Origin of the sequence: Salinicoccus halodurans (assembly GCF_900114445.1) — a bacterium.
In the GTDB taxonomy this organism is placed as follows: Bacteria; Bacillota; Bacilli; order Staphylococcales; family Salinicoccaceae; genus Salinicoccus; species Salinicoccus halodurans.
Window position 1 is genome coordinate 26,803 of record NZ_FOTB01000004.1, and the last position, 18,243, is coordinate 45,045.

Genomic DNA, 18,243 nt, shown 5'->3' on the forward strand with positions numbered 1-18,243 from the left:
ATTATACCATTTTTTATTTCTTATTAATATCGTTCTTTATTCATTCATAATAGTCTATATTTCATCAATTTAAAAGTTGTAAGAAAAACTTATAAATTTTTCTACAAACTTTACAAAATAGCAATTCCTTCTTTACCTATATAGTTATATAATAAAGTTATATAACATAAGGAGGTTCCTATGAAGTACAAAAACCGTTTAATTGTCCCTACAGTTGTCACTCTTTCATTACTTGGACTTTCTGATGTTACAAGTGCAGATGAGAAGAACAACGATTCCCCCTCTTTTGAGACTGCCACCGAAGAAAGCATCTCCACTTCTGAATCATCAACCGATGCTAATGATGTGAATGAAAATGCCCAGGTTACTACATCTAATGAATTTGAAGGTACAAAAAATCAGATATCACAACCAGTAAATGAAAAATCTGATGATCAAATACATAATTCCGATGAGCAATATAAGACTAATGATATTTCTAGTAATCTCAGTGAAAGTAAAAAGATATCTGTTTCAGAATCAGAAGACGAATCGCAAGCTTCCAATGTTTCCTCTTCGGAAAATAGCCATGACAGATCTGAACAGGAGGGAGAAGTCAAAACTTCTGCAGCTGAAATTACAGATGAAACAAAAAAAAGCACAGAACCTAATGTAAATGATGTTTCTGACGATGGCAGTGAAAGTAAAAACACACCCGCTTCAGAATCAGCTGCTGAATCACAGGCTCCCAAAGTTCGGCCATCAGAAAGTAACAATGATAGACCTGAAGAAACACAGGTGGATAATAGCGATGAAAAAAATGCTTTAGAACAAAAAGAAAATTCGGAAGACCAACTTGAAAATCTGGAATCCGAGAATACTGAAATAAGTAATCATAAAGAAAATATACCTTCACACAATATTGAAAGTACACAAGAAAAGCAACTTCCTGATGGAGAAAAAGACATTCAGGTTAATGATGAATCCGCAATCGGCAAAGAGAAAAATACATCTGATGTGAATAAATCGGAAAGTGAAAATACTGAAGAGGCCAAAGAACAGGTCGTGGATACATCAACAGAAGCTCAACTTGATCCAGATAATATAGAAGAGGAAAAAGAAGAAGTGGTTGAAAGTGAAGCAGAAATTTTTGGTTTAAGAACATTCATCCTCCCTTCTTCAGCTACTCTTAAGGCTGAAACTTTCAAAAAATCTGTAGATGCTGTACCTCAATATGACGATGCCTATTATGCGGCCAAAGTATCGTCTGGACCAAACTCCGGTAGATACAGTCCTGTCACCAGCGATGACAGTGAATCATTGGGATGGCTTGAAAATCGAACACTATTCATTTCTGAGCAGGCTAAATACAACGGTACTACTTTCTACAAAATCCATTCTGGAATTGATGGTCCGATGCAGGGATGGGTCAAAGAAGAAGATCTGCGTTTGTTTGATATGACAAAACCTAAAAATCATAAGAAGACCTATGATATTAAATTAGATAAACATCACTTGCTAACAGATCCGTGGGGAACTGCCAATCAATATGTAAAACGTTTGGATAGATACGGTGATACGCCATTCCACGCTGAAAAATATTTAGAGTTGGGCGCTCACACATATTATTATGGAAAAATTGGAAATGATCACGGCTGGTTGGAAGAATCAAGACTAGTCGATACTTCCAGGACACCATTTTACAGGGATATGAAAGTTGCTGCCCGCGTAAAAAGTGGTGAAAATTCAGGCAGGTACAGCCCCGTTACCAGCAAAAATAGTGTGTCACTCGGATGGTTGGAAAATAGGACACTATTTATTACTGAGCAGGCGAAATATCAGGGTACCACTTTCTATAAAATTCATTCTGGAATAGATGGACCTATGCAAGGCTGGGTTAAATCCCAAGATTTAAGACTGTTCGACACTACTAATCCTGTCGCACACAAAAAAGATTATGCGATTTACCAGCCAGGTCACTACTTGCTCACTGATCCATGGGGCACTGCCAATCAATATATTAAGCAATTAAGCACGTATGGCAACTCGTTATTTAAAGCTGAAAAATCTATGAAACTTGGTGCGCATACCTACTATTACGGGAAAATTGGAAATGATTATGGTTGGTTGGAAGAATCCAGAGTAAAGCCTGCACCTGATAAACCTGTAGCCCCTTCTCCTTCTGTTAAAACAGTCAGATATAATCAGTCATTTAATCAGGTGCTCAACACTCAGATGAATCTTTCATCCAAACCGCAGGCATGGGCAAACGGTGGTGGCTGGAGAAATGCAACACGTAGCGAAGTTGCCCGCTTCCTGGATACTTCTAATCAGACTTCAGAAACTTGGATGTATACTTTCCTTGATTTGGATCGTTCTCAAAATATAGCCAGCTCAACACTCAATAACAGACTACTGAGTGGTAAGGGTACATTGAGCAACCAGGGAAGTGCATTTTTAAATGCAGCCAATACACAAGGTATCAATGAAGTTTATCTCATTTCACATGCTATACATGAAACAGGCAATGGTACAAGCACACTGGCACAGGGTGTAAGACTGGATTCCAACGGAAATATTTCTTCCAATGGTAAAAAGTACTACAACATGTACGGCATTGGAGCATATGACTACAATCCTGTTCTTGCCGGTGCACGCTATGCACAGCAGATGGGCTGGGATACACCTGCCAAAGCTATCGTAGGCGGTGCACGCTTCATTTCTCAAAGTTATTTCAACAGAGGGCAGACGACACTCTATTCCATGAGATGGAACCCACTTAATCCTGGGACTTATCAATACGCGACTGATGTCAACTGGGCATACGCAACTGCCAGAAACCTTCAAAACTACTATAATCAACTCGATATTAAAGGCAGATATTATACGAAACATATTTTCTAAACATGAAGACCTCCGGCAAATTCACCGGAGGTCTTTATTATTATTTTATTTTTTTGTAAACCCGCTTCAAAACATCTTTCTCATTATCCCAATTATACTTCTGTTTTGCCTGCTTTGTATTTTCACTGAACTGCCTTCGCAGTTCGTCATCATCCACCAGTTTCTGGATGGCTTCTTTCAGCTGCTTCGTGCTTTCCGGTTCAACTGTCAGTCCGACTTGCTCGTTTTCAATGACCGCTTCTATCTCCGGCAGTCTGGAGCCGATGACAGGCACATGTGCCATGATGTACTCGAACAGCTTGTTGCTGGAGGCTGAATAGTGGTTGAAGTTTGTGTTCTCCAGGAACTGGATGCCGATGTCGGCTGCCTTCGTGTAGCGCCTCAATTCCTTATACGGCACTCTCTGGATGAAGTCGACTTTATGTTCCAGTCCGAGCTCCTTGTGATGATCGATGAGGTTGAGTCTTTCTTTGCCGTCGCCGATCATGATGAGTCTTGCGCCTTCAACTTCTTTGAATGCATCGAGCAGTTTGAACAGTCCCCTGCCTTCCTGCATGCCGCCCTGATAGAGTACGACTTTCTCTGACTCCGGTATATTGAATTCCTGTCTGATCGGATAGGCTTCGACCTCGTCAATCTCATAGAACTCCGAATAGTTGTGCACAGGTGTCGGGCGATCCTTGTACAGTCTTCTATGATAATCGGCTCTTGTGTCGTTCTCCACAATGACATGGTCGACGAATTTCAACAAAAACTTCTCTATCCTGTACACTTTTTTGAAGCTGTAATGTGTCCGGCTAGTCTGCACTTCATGGGAATCGTAGATCAGCGGCTTTCGGTTCCGTCTGAGTTTGGCACTCGCAATCCCCTGCAGCAGTGTGTTCAGATCATGTGAGTGGTACACATCCGCATTCTGTTTTCTGCCGAGTGCCATCATCTTGAGCATCTCGAGCATATTGGGGATGTGTTTGTTCAGGACACCGGATTTTATTCTACTAGTTATGAACTTAGGCAGTTCGAGTTTCAGGGGGCGGTTGACGATTACGCCCGGCGCCACTGTTTCGGCTGACGGCAGATACAGCTCGTCCATCTCCTTTTTGGCGATGACTGTGACCGTGTATCCCATTTCTGTGAGTGCGGTCGCTTCCCTGAGCACGCGCGCATCGTTTACAAAGTTGTTCCAGACGAACATCGTTACCTGCTTCATACTGCACCTCTATCGTTTTTCATAAAAAATTCATCATGCTGTAAACATACAATTCCTTGTGATTGATCCCGTTTTTCGATATCATGGATGACAGTTTTCAAAAATAAATGTAATCGTCATCCATATGTATTTCATTTTACCGTTACATCATATTATAATGAAAGTTATGTATAAAGTCATTACATCTAAATTCCAATTAAAGTAGGTTACTAATTTATGAAAAAATTTTTATACGGCGCAATCATCGTCCTGGTCATTGCCCTGGTTGTCATCGGTGCTTATCTGTTCAACCTGTTCAATGCTTTCCAAAGTGGCGTAAACAGCTCTTTCGAGGGGACTGACCGGGAAGGGTCCGAACTCCGCGAGGGGGACATAGATCCGTCCATGGACAGCTTCACCGTGCTCATACTCGGGGTGGACGAGAATGAAGCCCGCAAAGAGAAGAACAACATGGACACTGATGATTTCCGTACCGACACCATGATGCTCGCGACTTTCGACAAGGACGCGGACGAAGTGAAGCTGACGGGCATCCCGAGGGATACGCTGACTTATTTCCCTGAACAGAACTACTTCGACAAGATTACGCATGCGCACCGTGAGGGCGGACCTGACGGCTCCATGAAAGCTGTGGAGTCACTGCTCAACGTGCCTGTCGATTTCTACGTGCGTGTGAACATGTCTGCTGTTGTCGATGTGGTTGACGCAATCGGCGGTGTTGAGTTCGATGTTCCTTTCGATATGAACGAACCGAATTCGAACGATGACGGCCGTACTAAATTGGAAGAAGGCAAGCAGACGCTGAACGGTGAGGAAGCACTTGCTGTAGTCAGGAGTCGCCGCGTGGATACCGACCTCGGACGCGGACAGCGCCAGCTGGAGATGGTGGAAGCCATTCTCGGCAAAGCCAAATCGACCGGTGCACTGACAAAACTGGATGATCTGATCAAAGTTGTTGCGGATAATACGAAGCACAACATGAAAGCCAAGACGATCAGAAGTCTTGCGGCGTACTATTCATTCAACGACATCGAGTTCAATTCAACACAGGTTCGCGGCAGTGATTACTGGAACCCGGGCAACGGCGCCTACTTCTACTGGGCGAACGAGGAACACCTCTATACGATTTCCAAGACACTGAGGGAAACGCTCGGTCTTGAGGAACCGGAACCTTATGATCTGATCAATGTCAGACTGGCGGACTACATTACACCTTACCAGTATGTGGACGACTACTATCTGGAGGAGTTTGAACCGGAAGTACCGCCTTACTTCATGCAGGAGGGTTACGAGCCGCAGTTCGGTGATGGTTTCGAGATCCCTGATTCCAACCCTGAGGAGAGCATCGAAGGCGAAGGTGACATTGAGAGCAACCCTGAAGCAATGCCTGAAGGAGAATCGGATGAGGAATCAACAGAGGAACAGTCTTCTGAAGAACCGACTCAGGAAGAATCCGTTCAGGAGGAATCTTCCGAAGCACCCTACAATGATGGATCCGGTCAGAACTATGACGACGGCACAGGCGGCCAATATGATGAACAACCGGCACAGGAAGAGTATAATGGTGGCACAGGCGGATTCGAAGGCAATACCCGTTCTTATAACGGAGTTTAGGAGCTGATTTAATGAGGAAGACTTATGACAAGGAAACGAACATCAACGAAATGTTCGACTACCTTGAAGATCAGATCAAGAATAGCGGCCGGCCAAAAATCGAAGATGAATATTTCTATTTCAATCATGAGCATAAAGAGATGTATCTCTCCATCAAGGGGTACTTCAGCGAATCACTGAGCAATCCTGAAGTGGATGGCGCATGCTACATTCTGGCGATTCCTGAAATATACAGGTACGTGGACATATTCGAGCTGACTTTCCCCATGGATTGGGTGAAGGAGGACGGTAAGCTGTCCGAGCCGTTCAAGAAGCTGACACCGCACATGCAGTACCTTGCACTGGCAGCAGCCGAAGCGAGCAACATCCGCTTCAATACCCAGCCTTCCCTGTCTCTCGGTCTCAACTACTGGAACCTCGAGCAGCTGAAGGTATTCTGGCAGTTCACGGCAATCCGCCGTAAAAATGCGATGTAGAGGTGAAATCATGGAAATTGTAGTTGCAGAGACAAAAGAACTTTATGAACAGTGTCTGGATATCCGTAAGCGCGTATTCGTAGAAGAACAGAACGTCCCCCTCGACCGCGAAATCGATGAGCATGAGGACTTTGCGACACATATCCTTCTGAGGGACGACACACCGCTCGGCACTGTCAGATACAGGCCGTTATCCAAAGAGACGGTCAAAGTGGAACGCATGGCAGTGATGCCGGAGGCGAGAGGACTGAAGCTCGGCAGGAAACTGATGGATTTCGTCCATGAACATGCAAAACACTATGGCTATGAAAAAGCCAGATTGGGTGCCCAGACGCACGCAGCAAGCTTTTATGAAAAACTGGGGTACAAGATCGTATCGGATGAGTTTGAAGATGCAGGCATCCCCCACGTCTATATGGAACGGGAAATATAATATAAACAGAAACAGGAGAATCCAATTAAGAAACTGGATTCTCCTGTTTTTTTGTGATGAGATGCAGGTTTTCCCGGATTTTATCAAGATCATTCAATGCGTTGGAAATGATCCTGTCCGGCTCTTCTCTGCTTATTTCTTCGAGTGTGCTGCCCTCTTCATACTGGATCCATATGTTTGTCCCGGAGCCGGTGTAATCGCTGAACTTCGACGGCAGGTAAGGATTACGTCTCTTATATTCGCTTGTGCGGGCATCGCTCAGCATGAGGTAGTCGAATGATTTTGAGGCACTCAGGAATTCGAAATATCTGAGGTAAGGGTTCACTTCCACGACATCTTTCAGGCCGTTCGAATAGATCTGGCTTTTCACCTGCCGGGTGCTGTTCGTGAATACATGAATCTTTACATCAAGTCCGTCCGCTTTGATGATGCCCGCGATGTTCATGATTTCTTCGGCGTTCCTCGTTTCGTAAAAGTTTCCGAAATAGCCGATGTTGATCTTATCCTTATCCAGCTCCACATAGTTCTTCTGGAAGCTGTAGTATGCCGCATCCAGAGTCGGATGTTTGGCAATGGCTGATTTTCTTCTCACCATTTCTTTGAAATCCTCATCGAAGCGTTCAATCATCGCTTCCAGCTGCCGTTCATTTGTGAAGACCAGTTCTTCGGCGAATAGGAACGGAATGACTTCTGTCATATTGAACAGATTTTCATCCAGATATTTCTGGTAGTTGGATGCGGTATGCTTACGTATCTCCTTGATGTCCTTTTTCGTATAGAAAGGAGACTGGCGGATATTGTTCTTTATATCCCTGTACAGTGGATCAGAGAACTCCGCAATCCATTTGATGTTCCTGCTCTCCTTGAATATCTCGTAGGCAAGGACGTGGGAAGCCGGCCACAGTGCTCTCGAGTATATTTCATTATATTTGTAGATATCGAGCTTCTCCATCGACCGTTCGACGAACAGACCGATGTATTTGCTGTTGGTGAAGGAGGACGTCGTATTGATCTCCCTGCGGTTTGCGATATACGGCTCCGCCAGGCGTTCGAGTGTCAGATCCATGTTCCTGACGTCGTACATATTGTTGTGGATGACGTCACACGGCACGCCCGCTTCGACGATCCTTTTCGCCATGACGATGCCGCTCGTATCGGAATACGGCGGAAAACAGTAGCTGATGTAGAGCCGCTTCGCCAGATCCTCGTTCATGCGCGCATACGGGAAGTATTCATCGGTGAAGTGCGCCACTTCGGAAGCGACCTGGCCATAGTCCTCCATATGCTCTTTCAAGTATCTGTTCATGAAGCCGGCCTGGGCACGCATACGGTCAATGATGAGCGTCCGCACCTCTTCATCATCCTCCACTTTCAATATGTCCTGCAGTTTTTCAAGCACTTTGACACGGTCCGTGATGCTGAACTCATAATTGGATTTCGTCCGGGAAAGTGAATTGTCCACCATATGCCTGTAGTAGATTGCTTCATTCGGATTCACTTTGACGATGGGCTTGTGCTCGGAGATGAGCTGCATATAGAGCAGCACATCCTCACCGTTGTTGAGCGTCTCGTCGAACTTCGTCCTTTTCAGCAGATGTGTCGGGAGGACTTTGCCGCCGTTCAGCGAAAGGTTTTTGACGACGCTGTAATAGCTCTCGGGATATGTTCCCTGTTTGGACAGCTCCCGGTTGATATGGTTGGAACCGCCGTCGCTCTTCTGACCTCTCACATCATAGAGTCTGTTGAGCAGTATGGTAAACGGCTCGCATTCCGAGAGTGAATGCTCCAGATAATCCTCCGACAGCGTGTCGTCGGAATCGAGGAAGGCGATATTGGAGTAGGATGCATTCCTTATCCCTTCGTTTCTCGCCCTGCTCACACCCTGCTCTGTATAGAGCACTCTGTAGTTTTTTTCTTTTTCCAAAGCGGTGAATATCTCTTCGGTCCGGGCGTACTCGCCGTTGAATATGATGATGACCTCAAACTGGTCTTTGTCCAGGGTCTGCTCTTCCAGTGAGGAAATCAGCCGTTCGATGTACTCCTCACCACGATGGACAGGGATGATGACACTGATGCCTTCAGATAGAGGAAATTCATGAATTTCAGGCTGTTTGGACGGTTTCTTCCCCAAAGTGATGTGCTTCTTGATCTCTTCAATTTCCTGCAATCTCTTGCGAATTTTAAGTTCAGACATTTTATCCCTACTTCTTCATCATCTTTTTTGCTTTTAAGGCGGCTTTTATCGGGAGGAACTCTTTATATTTCTGGAGCTCGCGGGAGAGCCGGGCGTTATCATTTTTGAGTGCCGACATTTCCTGGTCAATTATTTTGAACTCGCTGAGTACACGTTCCTCCTGCTCCAGGCTCTCGAGGGCAATTTTTTTCAACTCTTCATAACTCAACTGGTCCATATTGACTCACTTCCATCCTTTTTTAGGCATACCTGTGCCATATTGCTACTACAGTATAATATACGAACATTAATATTTAATTAAAATACACCGGCAATTTCAAGAAATTATGCAATATTTTGTTTAAAGATGCCCGATGACCTGGAAATATGCAGCAACGGCCATCGCAATCGTCACACCGCCGAGCAGGATGCTGTTCCCGATGCCGAATTTAGTATCGTCCTTGAGTGTTTCAAACTCGAATATCCGCTGGCCTTCCGTCATCGCCTTCTTATATCTCTGCTGGATATGCTTTGGCTTCTGGTTATAGCCACGGACGAATCTGGCATAAAGGCCGACGACCGGGATACAGCTGCCGTATTCCCGCACTTCTCCGTAATGGATCCAGAGTGCCTTGTTGCACATCTTCTGGATCTGTCCGATGGAGTGGCTGACGAAGAAGATCGTCTTGCCTTCCGCGCGGAACTCCTCCATCCTTTTGATGCATTTATTCGCAAAAGTATCGTCTCCGACGGAGAGTGCCTCATCCACGATCAGCACGTCCGGATTGGTGTGGACGGCGATGGAGAAACCGAGACGCGACTGCATGCCGCTCGAGTAGTTCTTTATCGGCTGGTTCATGAAATCTTCAAGCTCGCTGAATTCGACGATGTCGTCATACTTCTCATCGATTTCACGCTCGCTCATGCCGTGCATCAGGCATTTCATGCGGATGTTCTCCCTGCCGGTGAGTTCCATGTTGAGGCCGGCGGAAATCGCGATGAGGGAGGCCTCGCCGTTCACTTCGATGCTGCCGGTGGACGGTTCGGATACTCCGCCGAGAAGATTGGACAATGTGGATTTGCCGGAGCCGTTAAGTCCGACGATGCCGACGGAATCGCCGGGCTCAACATCGAATGAGACGGCTCTCAGTGCCTGATAGTACTCCGTCTTCTTCTCCATGAACGGCACAATCATATTCCATAACTTCTTCTTGTTCTTGGTCACATTGTAGACTTTCGATACGTTGTGTACACGTACTTTATATTCCATATTCTCACATCCAAATTATTTAGAGCATGTAATCATGTCCGCTCTGTATAGATCTTTATTCAGCCGGCCGGCAAGCGTTTTGAATGTCGGCACGTACTCGTGGTATTCATGCTGGCGTGTGATTGCGATCCGTTCCTCCACCGTAGCATCCAGTATGCTGCCGGGTTCGGTGAACGCCCAGACGAAGCTCGAGCTGCCGCGGTAGTCACTGAGCTTCGACGGCACATACGGATTATAAGGCTTGATGCCGACCGTCTCCGCATCGAAGATCATCAGTATATCCAAACGTTCGGCCAGATTCAGGAACTCGAAGTACGAGACGTATGGATTGAGCGTGATGTAGTCTTTAAAATCACTGCCGTTGTAAAACCGCATCGTATTGCCCCGCAGGTTCGTGAATACATGGATTCTGAAGTTGTTGATGTTCTGATCATACAGCTGTTTGGCCACGAGTTCGATCTGCCTGAAACCGCGTGTATCATAGAAGTTGCCGAAGTATGCCAGGTTGATGGCCGTTGCGTCCAGCTTGTAGTAGGACTGCACCAGACTGTACATGGGCTTCGGCGGTGTCGGATGCTGGCTGACTGTCGCCTTGGCAAGCACCAGTTCCCGGAGATCGGAATCAAACCGCTCGATCATATACTGCAGCTGATGCGTGTTTGTGAATATCAGTTCATCCGCATAGATGAACGGCAGCACTTCGCACAGGTTGAATACATTGTCATTAATCAGCGCATGGTATTTCGGATCCAGGTCCGCTTTCAGCTGTCCGATGTAGTCGTCGTCCTCCACCGGTGCATACCGCATTTCGGCGTTCACGTCCTTATGGAGCGGATCTGAAAACTCCGCGACCCATTTCAGCTCCGGATTGTTCTTCTTGATCTCGTAGCCGAGGAAATGAGACTGCGTAAACATCGCCCGTGAATAAATTTCTTCGTACTTCGAGCGGTGGTTCAGGAACTGCTGATATCCGTTATGCATATAGCTTTCTATGCTGCCCCAGCTGCTGAATGCCTGAGGCCCGTCCAGCATGATCTGCGAATCCAGCAGTTCGGAAACCAGATTCAGCAGTTTTTCGTCTTTTGTCCGGATGCGGTCCATGTTGTTGGAGATGATATCGACAATCTCCCCCGACTCATGGATCCTTTTGGCCATGACGTTGCCGCTCGTATCATTGTACGGCGGGAAGCAGTACGCGAGCACCAGCTTTTTGGCGTCTCCTTTGTTGAGCGCCTTGTAGAAGATATTTTTGATGCCCAGTTTTTTCATGTCGCTGATGAGCGTCTCTTTTTCCAGCTCACCGCGGTCCAGCTTGTTTTTAAGCGGCACCGTAAGCTGCTTGTTGAAATGGTTCAGCATATCTGTGAGACGGGAATCGTATCTCTTCTGGAGCTGTGCGTCTATGCGGCTGATCATGATGAGCAGTTCTTCCGCCGACTCCGGAAATCCTCTGTCGAGCTCTTTACAGACTGTTACTGATTCGGATTTTTTAAGTTCTCCTCTGAGCGAGGCGATGGCCAGAAGCTGCTGCAGCCATATGTTCATGCGCAAATTCAGGCTTCCGCTGAATTCATGGACGAACAGCTTTGCGGATGGCAGGAGGACCGTGTTCTCCTTGACGAGTTTATCATAGAGTCCGTAACCGGATCCTGCTTCTTCCAGATGATCGAATGTGTCGTAGAAATGCTTGTAGATTCTGCTGTCGACTCCGCGCGCTTCTTCAAAGCCGCATAATATGACATCCTGCTTCTGCCAGGAGAAATCATAGTTGTCAACATCGATCTTCTGGTGTGCCGCGAGTATGATGAAGTGCGAGAATTTCACATAGAGTTTCGCATCCTCAACCGTCCCTCTGACGGCAAGGAGGTTCTCCCCTTCGGGGATTCTCTCATATACCGCTTCATCCGTTGTAGCGACGATGAGCTGTGTATTGGACGCGACCTGTCCGATATTGTGTACGACACTCTCATGCCACACGTCCACCGCCTGGATTACGGAAACACCGGGTTCATGTCCGGCGCCGAACTGCTCTATTTCCTTATTGATATAGTCAGAGTTCACATCCTGCATGTTGATCTTGAAATCAATCTTCATCTAATGTTTCCCCTTTCTATTCCAATACGCCATCTGCAGCCGGCCGAGTTTGGATTTCCTCAGACGGTCAAGCCGCTCGAGTGCCTGCTTGTACTTGTCCATCACGTTCAGGTAACGTTCTTCAAGGTCTGCATCCTGCTTGACGCTGGCTGCTGCTTTCAGGTTGTCATACCGGGATTTCAGCTCCTGGTATTTCTGTGTCTCTGCACTCGCATCCGTCAGCAGGCTTTCTATGATTTCCATTTCGTACGTCTTATTCTTAAGTTTCATATTGTGCCTGAGTGTGCGGAAACGTGCGCCAGCCGCCGCGTTCTTTTCCCCCGGCGTGAGGATGAACTTTCCCGCTTCAACCGCGATATCACTGACTTCGAGCCTGTCGATCAGTGCTTCTGTCAGTATTTCGGGGCTGAATATCAATTGGACGCGGTCCCGGTTTTCCGGCGGAATTTCTTGCGCGATCTGCACGATTTCTGTATCGCGTAGCACATCCACATCGATATGGATCTGCCCCTCTTCACTGAGCGCTGCCTCAAGGTCCCTTTTGAACGTATCCGGCGCATCCACTTCCAGGATATGACGGGTGTCTCTGGAATCGAGGTCCGTCACTTTAATCAGTCTGCTCATTTTGCATCACCTTCTTAAAATTGACACTCACTTTTTCCGAAACGATATCAAGGTCGTTTTCATGCTGGCGCGCGAACCCCTGGACAGTATACCTGCCTGCCGGGACATCCAGATTGAAAGTGTTGGACAGCTGGTACGGCAGTTTGAGCGTTTCAGTCTTCCCGGTGCGGTCGACCAGGTAGACTGCATAGGTCATTTTGTGACCGGTCGCATCTATGATCACCTGCAGCACGCCCCCTTTATCTTCCGTATGGACATCGTTGATGCGAAGCTTTGGGGATGCATTATTTACAAGTTCACTCGTCTCTTTCATAATTTGCCCGATATGGCTTTCCAGATCATGATATGCTTTTTCCCAGTTAACTCCAGCCACTTGTAATCACCTCCAGTTCCTTTTTAATCACTGTATCGAGCCCCGCCTGCTGTTGGATGCTGACTGACGCCGCCTCGGACATTTCCAAATATTTCTTTGGATCCTTGTACAATTTGTCGTAGTGGGCCACCATTTCGTCCACGTCATCCCTTGTGGCGAGCATGCCCGTCCTGCCGTGCTCGACGAACTCCGGGATGCCGCCGATGGCGTTCGATACCGGCACAAGGCCGCTGCTCATCGCTTCGCCGATCGATACACCCTGTGAATCATGCCTCGACGGTCCGAGGAATACACCGTGTGCGCGGTGGATCTCCGGGATTTCATTCTGCGGGACGAATCTCTTATGCAGATGGACATTGTCATACTTTTTCAGCGGCTGGTTTATTTTATTGAATAAAGGACCATCGCCGTAGAGATTGAATGTCAGCTTTTTGAAATAACGCTTTTTGCTGATCTTCTGTATGAAGTCGGCGGTCAGGTCATTCGCATAGTTCCGTGCGGTATACGGCCTGATGCTGCATATCGAGAGCCGGTCGCGCCTTTCCTTCCTGCGGTATGGGAATAGCTCCTCGTCCACTATGTTCGGGATGATGTAGTACCGCTCCGGCACGACGCCTGTATAGGGGTCGGCATACAGCTCCTTGAACTCTTTTGAAACGTAGACGAATTTTATATTGTAGGCATCACTCGTCATGATCTCACGCAGGAATTCCCGCTGTGTTTCAAACACGGTATCCTTCTTCTCGAGCTGTGCATCCAGCTTCTTGATGTCATCGAGGAAGTTGTAGTATCTCCGGTGCCAAGCCTCTGCTTCGAACCCGTGCAGCCAGACGACGATGTTCGGGCGCGCTTCTTCGGGCAGCTCCTTTATGCCGTGGAACATTTTCGGATTTATAAAATGGAACAGTGCCGTTCCGTACTCATTATCTTTCAAGTGCGATGCAATTTGATATTCATCCATGTACTTGATATGTACACCGTCATAAAATTTATCTTTCAGGACTTTGGTCGTGATCACGATGACATCCACATCGAGTCCCGCTTTCTGATAGGACTTGACGCGCCTGTGGAGGAATCCGTTGGCGTAGACTTTCTCCACCGTCGGATATGCATTGCAGACCAGCAGATACTTCTGCATTAAAATACCACCTTTACAAGTAATCGATCAGTTTATATCTGAATTTCATGTGGAGATAACTTCCAATCATGAGCAGGAATACAGTAATGCTCCAGAAATACAGATGATCTATGCCGTCACCGTATAAAAATCCGTCGCCGTAGATCAGCGCATTACGGAAAGTCTGGACCAGATAGGCAAACGGATTCAGATCGGAGACCATCTGGAGCAGTCCGCCGCGCTCCCCTGCCTGCCAGAAGATCGGTGTCAGGAAGAATCCCATGCGGATGAAGTTCTGCAGGACGTTCCTGAAGTCCCGTACCAGTATGATCAGCGTGCTCATCACGAGCGTAATCGCAAAGATCAGTGCGAATGACGCAACCAGGAAGTAGACGAGCCCCAGGAAGTAGATTGGATTGCTGTACTGGTTGAATAAAGAGATCAGGCCGATGATGACCGTCATGAAGAACAGGTTGATCAGGCTGTTCGTAAACGAAATCGACAGCAGGACACTCGACGGGAACCGCATCTTCGTCACAAGCCCCAGCTGGGCATATATCGAATTTGAACCAATGTTGATCGCCTGGGAAATGAACAGCCACGGGAAAAGGCCCGAAATCAGATAGATGATGAACGGAATCTCCGCATCCGGTGCCGTCGCCCCGCGGAGTCCGAGCCCGAATATCATATAGTAGATGGCAGCCTGCATCAGCGGCTGGAGGATATTCCAGAACAGGCCGAGATAATGGTTCGAGTATTCACTTTTGATGTTGTACAGGGAAAGCTTCCATATCAGATGGAGATTCCTGTATTGTTCATTTAAGAGTTTGATTACATGGTTCATTCTATTCCCTCTAAGCCTAAAGATATTTTATTCTGAAATTTGATTTTAACAATTTCCTGTCTGTTTCACTAACTATTCTATTATAGAACGAATGCCTGCGGGTGTCATATGATAACGCAGTAAAGTAAAAAAGCGGACAGAAGCGCATTTCTCCACTTCAGCCCGCAGTTTTTGGAATTCCGGTGTTCTGACCGAGAAGCAGTTTTTTCGTGATTCTCGAGCGTGACATCAAAGCGCCGATCATGACCGGAATCGCCACCCCGAAGAAAGTGAACTCGAACGTGGTCACGTCATAATCGAGCACTGTTCTGAAGAATATGTTCACCGGCAGATGCAGGTACATGATGACGATCGAGTATCTGCCCACCACTTCCAGAATACTTTTGATCCTGTAGTGTGTCAGCAGTGTGCTGAGGTAGATGACCGGCATGAAGAACGTGAGCGGAATGATGATATCCATGAACACGTTGTTCAGACGGGTCATCTTCAGATTCAGATAATGGTCCATGAAGCCATTCGCATTGAGCACGATGAAAAAGATCGCGATCATAGCTGAGCCGGCCGCCAGCGGAAGTGAATTGTTGTATTTTACGATGAAATTCCTGCCAAAGTACCCGAGCGAGTAGTAGAATACCGCCACAAGCACGACATCCATGTTCCAGAAGAAATCGAATGATGCAAGGACAGGGATATGCCCCGCTGTGAAGAGTGCCAGGATGATGAAAATCTGCACCCGTTTCCTGAGCGGGCTCAGGAGTCCGAGTAGAATCTGGGTCAGCAGCAGAACCGTTATGAACCAGAACACACCGTACGGCCCCTGCAGCACCCTGCCGCCGTAGAAAAGCGTTGCGATGTGCCCGAATATCATATCTAGATTATGTAAATTGAAGACGACGAAAATCAGTATGCCGTACATGAAATAGGGAAGCATCAAGCGACGCACCTTTGCCCAGGCCCATGAGAAAAAGTCCTTTATCCATACCGGCTTGAACAGTATGCCGGATAGGAAGAAGAATAAAGGAATCCTGAACCAGCCCAGATAAACATCAAGATAAGCATGACCCGCATGACCGAGCACAACAAGTATGATGCTGAGCGCCTTCGCGATATCCAGCCATTCTATCCGTTTTCCTGCCATGATCATTACTCCGTTCATTTATGATGATATATTCATATCGGTACGATTACTTTCAACTTGATAAATTTTATCATTATTCATATTTGATTGTCATTTGATATCCGGCCAATTCGCACTCCTTTACACAATCTTTACAATCGCTTATCTGAAATCTGTTTTCACCGCTACATTCATCTTGCTATATTAACTTGATAAATCTTATCCTGATTCCATGTTCAATGTCATGGAATCCTATGCTGTCTTACTTTTCGTGATTCTCGACAAAAATTTTTAAAAGAACTCAGGAATTTAATTTCTGAGTTCTATTTTCAAGCTCTATAATAAATGAAGTCACCACAACCCATAGAAAAGGGGAACATTTTCATTTGTGGTTGACGGTGACGGAAACGGACAACAAAGACCTTTGACGCGCCGGGGAGTCGGCACGGAGTGGATATCTGGTGGTTTAGGAAAATGGAGGTCTGGTGTCAAAAAAAGACCGATCTCCTAGTTAAAGGGATCGGCTATGGTTTATAAATATCTTTACGATGTCCAATATTAACAATTATGATTTTGATTTCATCCTGGTCAATATCTGCCAGGATTCGATAATTCCCGACACGGTAGCGCCAGTAATCCTTTAATTGACCTTGCAATGCTTTCCCGTGTTGCTTCGGATTGGTGGCGTTTTGCAGATTCTTTTCAATCCAAGAGACAATCATGCGTTGCTGACGTTTGTCAATTTTCGACAGGCTCTTAACGGCTTTTTTCTCGTATACCACACGATACATCATGTTACAGACCCAGCATTTTCTTCATTTCATCATGCTCATAAACCGTGACATCATCGGTCTCAAGCTGATTTTCATACGCTTTAATCGCGTCTAAATCCAATTCATCTTCTATTCTTTCTTCGAGCGTCTGCTTCATAAGGGTGGATAAAGGCACATCGTACATTTTTGCGTATTCCTCAAATACTTTTTGTTCCATTTCATTCAATCGCACTGTAATTGTACCCATCATCAGTCATCCTTTCTGATTTCCTATACTGTGTAACACATTGTATCACATTTTTAATAGAGAAGAAACTGACAAATGGGTATCCAGTCATTGGTCAGAGGTTAAATCAATTCTTTCTCTTCAAGCTGGGCACACCGTATTCCAATCGCTTTATCCGTCAATCTGTGGACAGGTGCTCTGATATAGCCACTCGAAGCAAATGTCACTGATATCGAGACAGGCAGCAGACGGACACTCCTGCAGATCAGCCGCTGCCTGCGGGCCGCTTTATGGCAGCCTGTCCATCTCTGGTGACGGAAGATCAAAGGCAGAACCGCTCCCTGACACGCAAACAAACATGTCACTCAAGTCTAATTGGAAATCATCACCAAATGGGCAGTCTCCTTTATTCATACACCTGCTTTTTGGTCACTTTTCAAGAAAGGCTGGCATCTGAACATCGTGACTCTATTTATGCAACGCCAGTGAATGAAAATACAATTAAAATTAATCAACATTAAATGAATTTTGTGTAAAAGTAATAAAAAAATCCCGGGAATTTTATTCCCGGGGTACTGCATTATAGATGGATCTTTTTCAATGCTTTGATGAAAACTTCTTTTTCTTCCTCATTCAGCTGCTCCACAATCTCATCCGACAAGCTGCATATTGAATCTTCAAGCTCGTCCAATGATCTTGCAGCGAGCTTCGTCAGATTCAAATGAGCTGCCCGCATATCACTCGGATCCTGCTCTTTCAACAGGAAGCCTCTCTCAATCAGCCTCGTGATGGCACGGGAAACGGATGTCTGTTTCTTCTTGAACCGTTCCACCAGTGTCTTCTGTGTGATGCCGGGCTCTTCGGCAATCATTTCTATGATGTACAATTGATCCCTTGTAAGGGTGCCTTCTTCTGTTTCAAATTCCGCCAGATGGTCAATTTTAGCGTTCAGCAGATAAATGTATCTGCATACATTGCGCGTATTAGTAGCGTCCATGTGCTTCCCGACTTTCTTTACT

18 protein-coding genes are annotated in these 18,243 nt (G+C 46.2%); 4 read left to right on the forward strand and 14 right to left on the reverse strand.

The features are described 5' to 3' along the window. The first annotated feature begins 180 nt into the window (after nucleotides 1-180). Complete coding sequence (locus tag BM271_RS08705) at nucleotides 181-2,883, forward strand: N-acetylglucosaminidase (protein ID WP_052749821.1); 2,703 nt, start codon at nucleotides 181-183, stop codon at nucleotides 2,881-2,883. Between the two features lie 40 nt (nucleotides 2,884-2,923). Here BM271_RS08705 and BM271_RS08710 read toward each other — a convergent pair whose 3' ends face one another. Beyond that, nucleotides 2,924-4,090 carry a glycosyltransferase family 4 protein gene (locus tag BM271_RS08710; protein WP_046789599.1) on the reverse strand — a complete coding sequence of 389 codons (1,167 nt, stop codon included), beginning with the start codon at nucleotides 4,088-4,090 and terminating at the stop codon, nucleotides 2,924-2,926. Between the two features lie 216 nt (nucleotides 4,091-4,306). Between BM271_RS08710 and BM271_RS08715 the strand changes: the two genes are divergently transcribed. From BM271_RS08715 to BM271_RS08725, 3 genes are read left to right on the forward strand one after another with little or no spacing between them, the layout of a single operon-like run. Further along, nucleotides 4,307-5,704, forward strand: a complete 1,398-nt coding sequence (locus BM271_RS08715) for an LCP family protein (RefSeq protein ID WP_046789598.1) — start codon at nucleotides 4,307-4,309, stop codon at nucleotides 5,702-5,704. 11 nt (nucleotides 5,705-5,715) lie between these two features. Next, nucleotides 5,716-6,180: a DUF2538 family protein gene (locus BM271_RS08720; RefSeq protein WP_046789597.1), complete on the forward strand. Its 465-nt coding sequence runs from the start codon at nucleotides 5,716-5,718 to the stop codon at nucleotides 6,178-6,180. A gap of 10 nt (nucleotides 6,181-6,190) precedes the next feature. After that, nucleotides 6,191-6,613, forward strand: coding sequence for a GNAT family N-acetyltransferase (locus BM271_RS08725; protein ID WP_046789596.1), 423 nt, complete (start codon nucleotides 6,191-6,193; stop codon nucleotides 6,611-6,613). Nucleotides 6,614-6,638: 25 nt separating this feature from the next. Here BM271_RS08725 and BM271_RS08730 read toward each other — a convergent pair whose 3' ends face one another. From BM271_RS08730 to BM271_RS08790, 13 genes are all read right to left on the reverse strand, one after another. Continuing rightward, nucleotides 6,639-8,807: a glycosyltransferase gene (locus BM271_RS08730; RefSeq protein WP_046789595.1), complete on the reverse strand. Its 2,169-nt coding sequence runs from the start codon at nucleotides 8,805-8,807 to the stop codon at nucleotides 6,639-6,641. A 7-nt stretch (nucleotides 8,808-8,814) separates the two neighbouring features. Beyond that, nucleotides 8,815-9,024, reverse strand: a complete 210-nt coding sequence (locus tag BM271_RS08735) for a hypothetical protein (protein WP_046789594.1) — start codon at nucleotides 9,022-9,024, stop codon at nucleotides 8,815-8,817. Between the two features lie 123 nt (nucleotides 9,025-9,147). Next, nucleotides 9,148-10,056, reverse strand: coding sequence for an ABC transporter ATP-binding protein (locus BM271_RS08740; RefSeq protein WP_046789593.1), 909 nt, complete (start codon nucleotides 10,054-10,056; stop codon nucleotides 9,148-9,150). 15 nt (nucleotides 10,057-10,071) lie between these two features. Beyond that, nucleotides 10,072-12,150: a hypothetical protein gene (locus BM271_RS08745; protein WP_052749820.1), complete on the reverse strand. Its 2,079-nt coding sequence runs from the start codon at nucleotides 12,148-12,150 to the stop codon at nucleotides 10,072-10,074. Next, on the reverse strand, nucleotides 12,151-12,774 hold the full coding sequence (locus BM271_RS08750) for a hypothetical protein (protein ID WP_046789592.1): 624 nt from the start codon (nucleotides 12,772-12,774) through the stop codon (nucleotides 12,151-12,153). It abuts the gene before it with no gap. Continuing rightward, nucleotides 12,758-13,147 (reverse strand): hypothetical protein, encoded by a 390-nt coding sequence (locus BM271_RS08755; RefSeq protein WP_046789591.1) that lies wholly within the window; start codon nucleotides 13,145-13,147, stop codon nucleotides 12,758-12,760. The genes BM271_RS08750 and BM271_RS08755 overlap by 17 nt, the downstream gene beginning before the upstream one ends. Continuing rightward, nucleotides 13,134-14,285, reverse strand: a complete 1,152-nt coding sequence (locus tag BM271_RS08760) for a glycosyltransferase family 4 protein (protein WP_046789590.1) — start codon at nucleotides 14,283-14,285, stop codon at nucleotides 13,134-13,136. The genes BM271_RS08755 and BM271_RS08760 overlap by 14 nt, the downstream gene beginning before the upstream one ends. A 13-nt stretch (nucleotides 14,286-14,298) precedes the next feature. Further along, nucleotides 14,299-15,108, reverse strand: a complete 810-nt coding sequence (locus BM271_RS08765; protein WP_046789589.1) for an ABC transporter permease — start codon at nucleotides 15,106-15,108, stop codon at nucleotides 14,299-14,301. A 157-nt stretch (nucleotides 15,109-15,265) separates the two neighbouring features. Beyond that, the gene (locus BM271_RS08770) at nucleotides 15,266-16,264 is read right to left on the reverse strand and encodes an acyltransferase family protein (protein ID WP_082103644.1); all 999 of its coding nucleotides are present in this window, start codon (nucleotides 16,262-16,264) and stop codon (nucleotides 15,266-15,268) included. Between the two features lie 485 nt (nucleotides 16,265-16,749). Next, nucleotides 16,750-17,019, reverse strand: a complete 270-nt coding sequence (locus BM271_RS08775; protein WP_046789588.1) for a type II toxin-antitoxin system RelE family toxin — start codon at nucleotides 17,017-17,019, stop codon at nucleotides 16,750-16,752. Nucleotide 17,020: 1 nt separating this feature from the next. Next, nucleotides 17,021-17,245 carry a type II toxin-antitoxin system RelB family antitoxin gene (relB, locus tag BM271_RS08780; RefSeq protein WP_046789587.1) on the reverse strand — a complete coding sequence of 75 codons (225 nt, stop codon included), beginning with the start codon at nucleotides 17,243-17,245 and terminating at the stop codon, nucleotides 17,021-17,023. Nucleotides 17,246-17,346: 101 nt separating this feature from the next. Further along, nucleotides 17,347-17,580 (reverse strand): hypothetical protein, encoded by a 234-nt coding sequence (locus BM271_RS14085; protein WP_143544926.1) that lies wholly within the window; start codon nucleotides 17,578-17,580, stop codon nucleotides 17,347-17,349. Between the two features lie 224 nt (nucleotides 17,581-17,804). After that, on the reverse strand, nucleotides 17,805-18,221 hold the full coding sequence (locus BM271_RS08790) for a MarR family winged helix-turn-helix transcriptional regulator (RefSeq protein ID WP_046789585.1): 417 nt from the start codon (nucleotides 18,219-18,221) through the stop codon (nucleotides 17,805-17,807). Nucleotides 18,222-18,243 lie beyond the last annotated feature (22 nt).